5 protein-coding genes and 1 pseudogene are annotated in these 3,072 nt (G+C 50.1%); all 6 read right to left on the bottom strand.

Features of this window, described 5'->3' with window-relative positions:
• Positions 1–318 (bottom strand): YnfA family protein (locus tag ACN0IC_RS14670; protein WP_416879526.1); only part of this gene is annotated, 318 nt, incomplete at its 3' end.
• A gap of 49 nt (positions 319–367) precedes the next feature.
• Positions 368–796 carry a hypothetical protein gene (locus ACN0IC_RS14665; RefSeq protein WP_007149374.1) on the bottom strand — a complete coding sequence of 143 codons (429 nt, stop codon included), beginning with the start codon at positions 794–796 and terminating at the stop codon, positions 368–370.
• A gap of 48 nt (positions 797–844) precedes the next feature.
• Positions 845–1,264 carry an SRPBCC family protein gene (locus tag ACN0IC_RS14660; protein WP_007149497.1) on the bottom strand — a complete coding sequence of 140 codons (420 nt, stop codon included), beginning with the start codon at positions 1,262–1,264 and terminating at the stop codon, positions 845–847.
• Between the two features lie 226 nt (positions 1,265–1,490).
• Positions 1,491–1,748 (bottom strand): annotated as a pseudogene (locus tag ACN0IC_RS14655) (hypothetical protein); the annotation flags it as partial.
• A gap of 91 nt (positions 1,749–1,839) precedes the next feature.
• Positions 1,840–2,262, bottom strand: coding sequence for a DUF4259 domain-containing protein (locus tag ACN0IC_RS14650; RefSeq protein WP_039926554.1), 423 nt, complete (start codon positions 2,260–2,262; stop codon positions 1,840–1,842).
• Positions 2,263–2,339: 77 nt separating this feature from the next.
• Positions 2,340–2,822 (bottom strand): hypothetical protein, encoded by a 483-nt coding sequence (locus tag ACN0IC_RS14645; protein ID WP_156790383.1) that lies wholly within the window; start codon positions 2,820–2,822, stop codon positions 2,340–2,342.
• Positions 2,823–3,072: the final 250 nt, after the last annotated feature.

Here is a 3,072-nt window from a genome sequence, read left to right as displayed (position 1 = left end):
CGCAAACATGCTGATGGCCATCCCCAACAATGCCACACCGGAACCCAGCAAATCCCAGGCTGTCGGGCGAATACCGTCCACCGCCCACAACCAGAAAATCGCCATAAAAATATAAACGCCCCCGTAGGCGGCATACACCCGGCCCGCAGCAGTGGGGTGCAAGGAAAGCAACCAGGCAAACAGCGCCAGACTTAGCGCGGCTGGCACCAGCAACCAGATCGACTTGCCTTCACGCAACCACAGGTACGGCAAGTAACAGCCCACGATCTCCGCCAGCGCCGTAATCACAAACAACGCAAACGTCTTTATTTCCGTCACAGTTCAGCCCTTTTTCTGCTCATCCATTCACTCCGGGGCATAGGCCAGGTCATGACGCATTCCGGCAAACAGCCAGCGTCGCCTGCGCAAGGTAATCACAGAACGCAGCCACATCCGGATTACTAAACTGGCTGGAAATGAACTCGCCCGGAATCAGCCCTTCATCCCAGCGCGTCGTCACCAACAGAGGATTTCCCCCATCATCACCCGGGAAAATCTCCACCACCGCATGAGTCTGGTGAATATAGATATCACGGAGATCTTTGCGGCAGCGAAAATCCTCCGTATCAGAAGCCGACCTGCACTGGTAGCCCGCGTCAGTGAAAAACGCATTAGCACTGGAAAACAGTGCCGCACGGTTAAACGGATCCGCTGACAACGGCTCCAGTGTCCTGGTGACATCACCGGCCACATTGGTGCAGCCGGAAACGAGCAATGTGGCCAGCAGTAATAGTCCATTCGATATTTTCATTTGCATTGAAGCCTTATCTCAGCCAAGAAAAGGGGCGCAAAGCGCCCCTTCGCTCTATTGTACGTTGCACTTACTTTCAACGTGCTTCTTGAAATTCTTCAAAATGCCTAACCAGCCTTGCCTCTGCTGCTCGGCGGAGTTTTCGTCCTCAGCGACAAACGTTTCAACAACCTTAATGCCGTTTTCGACTTCCATGAAGCGAATCTCAACCTCACGATCATCCCCAAGCCGGTAACGAATCAATTTGAATGGCGATATCTCAGTAAACTCTCCCTCAAAGTCGAAACCTGCAGAAGCATCCTTGGCTTCCATCCGATAATTAAATTTACCGCCAACCTGAAAGTCCAGCTCTGCGCGAGGGCAACACCACTCATCAACAGCAAAATTCCATTGAACAATATCTTCTGGCGCTACCCAGGCATCCCAAACCACGCCCAAGGGCGCCTTCACTTCCATTTCTATAACAATCTTCATACTGATTCCTCATCGAGGTTATTCATTCATCAAAAGAGGCCGGTGGTTATGCCTCAATAGATTGTCGAATAGGAAGAAAGGAAATAGACAACACTGTGTGTATTATTTCGATGGGGAGGAAGTAATAACGCCGCGGACACGCGCTTGTCGCGTGATCCGCCTGGGCTAAGCCGCCGGGACGGAGCGCTGCGGAGTACCGGTCGGCTTGAGCCCCTTGTCACATGACAATGTCCGGGTCATACCAGACATCCTCATGATCTCCTGCCACCAAGAACCTAAAACCCGGCGGTAGTGCCAGATAGCGCTCTATTTCTGGCAGATATTCTCGGATGTGAGAAACATGGAGTGGCTTGAAGAAATCGGATTCTTCAGACATGCCTTCACCACACCAGATATACCATCCACAGGTGCCATTTTCAGGTTTGTTCCTGAGACCGTTAATTGGGAGTTTACCAATGGTCTCCCGCGCGATCCCAAGCTTTTCTTCACCATCGCAGGGCAAAGGTTCTGCGCTGAATCTCTTACAAACTTCTGTTTGACTCGGCATAGACTTCCCTATCTCGTGTCACGCCTTGTTATGCATTTTCGAGCCTTGAAATCAGCTTGTTTTGTACCGCGCGCCACGTGCCATTCTCTCCGCCTTCCTCCCAGAGCTCCTGCAGTTCAGAGCCAGCCAGGATTTTCTTGACCGCCGCTAGCGCCTTCATGGCGTGAGTTACGTCTATTTGAGGCCTCTTTCCAAACAGAACGCCCTGCTTCTTTTCGAGCCAAACCCCAAGCTCTTTGGGGATGAAGGATGTGTCACCTGACACTGATGCAGCGATAACTTCCGCAGCGGCAAGAGCCTCAGCACAATCGGGAGACTCCAAATACGCCTCTTCACTCAGCACTCGATTTATTGGGTACATTAGCACATCCAAACCTTTGGACTTCTCGAGCTCAAAAACCCAATCACCAGCATCGTCATTCCCGAAATTATCTTCACTCCACGCACCCACTAAATCTCTCCTTTGTGTGCACAACGCCTTGCGCAGCCGCAGCGCGAACATTGAGGGTCAGGTCTTGTTAGATTTCTTCAATTTGAAAAATGGAAGGCAGGAGCCTCCTTGCTGTGACAATCACCGTAGTATTGAATATCGACGCCACCACCATTTGGAAGTTGTGTCATTACAACGGCAAGGCCCGATTTCTTATCGGTGCGCTCCGATAGTGGATCATTAAATAGCCAAACCTCATAAAACGTAGGAACCTCGTGCTTCACTATACGCGTTTCAGCCAATGCAGAAGATTGAAGATCACAATTCCTCATTATGGCACCAAATATGTCCTGCCTTACCTGAGGGGCCCGCTCAGATATGCTTTGCCCGGGAACCCCTGCCCACTCAACATTCGCTATTGATCCCCCGCTGTCAGATGGCGTCGACACATATCGCAAGGGTGAAAATTGATTTTCTAAAGCCTGGTTGGCCGATCGCAGAGCTGCGTCACTAGCTGGATTTCCAGCGCAACCGGAAAAAATCATGGAAGAAAGTATTATTGTTAATAAATATCTGTTCATACAATAACTCATCTTTAATTTGAACGTAGGACTATCGGAGCTAGACTTTGTCTTTTTCCATTGAAGCATGGGAAAAATCCTGACCCCTAAACCTTGACCCGTAGAGGTGATTTGCGGGCTTACTTGGCATTGATTAATTTCACCGTAGGGGGCCTTTCAGAAACTATATCTATAACTTGGTTTAAACAATAAAATCCGTAGTGTACAAAGGGGCCAGGGTATTCTTTTGTGGCGACCGTGCCTTGGCCAA

The organism is Litorimonas sp., from assembly GCA_029936425.1.
GTDB lineage: Bacteria > Pseudomonadota > Alphaproteobacteria > Caulobacterales > Maricaulaceae > Litorimonas.
The sequence above is the reverse complement of the archived record's forward strand: the minus strand, read 5'-3'. Positions and strand labels throughout refer to the sequence as shown.

Coding starts and splice junctions, on each gene's coding strand:
- ACN0IC_RS14645 (WP_156790383.1), bottom strand. CDS start 2,822: ATGAACAGATATTTATTAACAATAATACTTTCTTCCATGATTTTTTCC.
- ACN0IC_RS14660 (WP_007149497.1), bottom strand. CDS start 1,264: ATGAAGATTGTTATAGAAATGGAAGTGAAGGCGCCCTTGGGCGTGGTT.
- ACN0IC_RS14665 (WP_007149374.1), bottom strand. CDS start 796: ATGCAAATGAAAATATCGAATGGACTATTACTGCTGGCCACATTGCTC.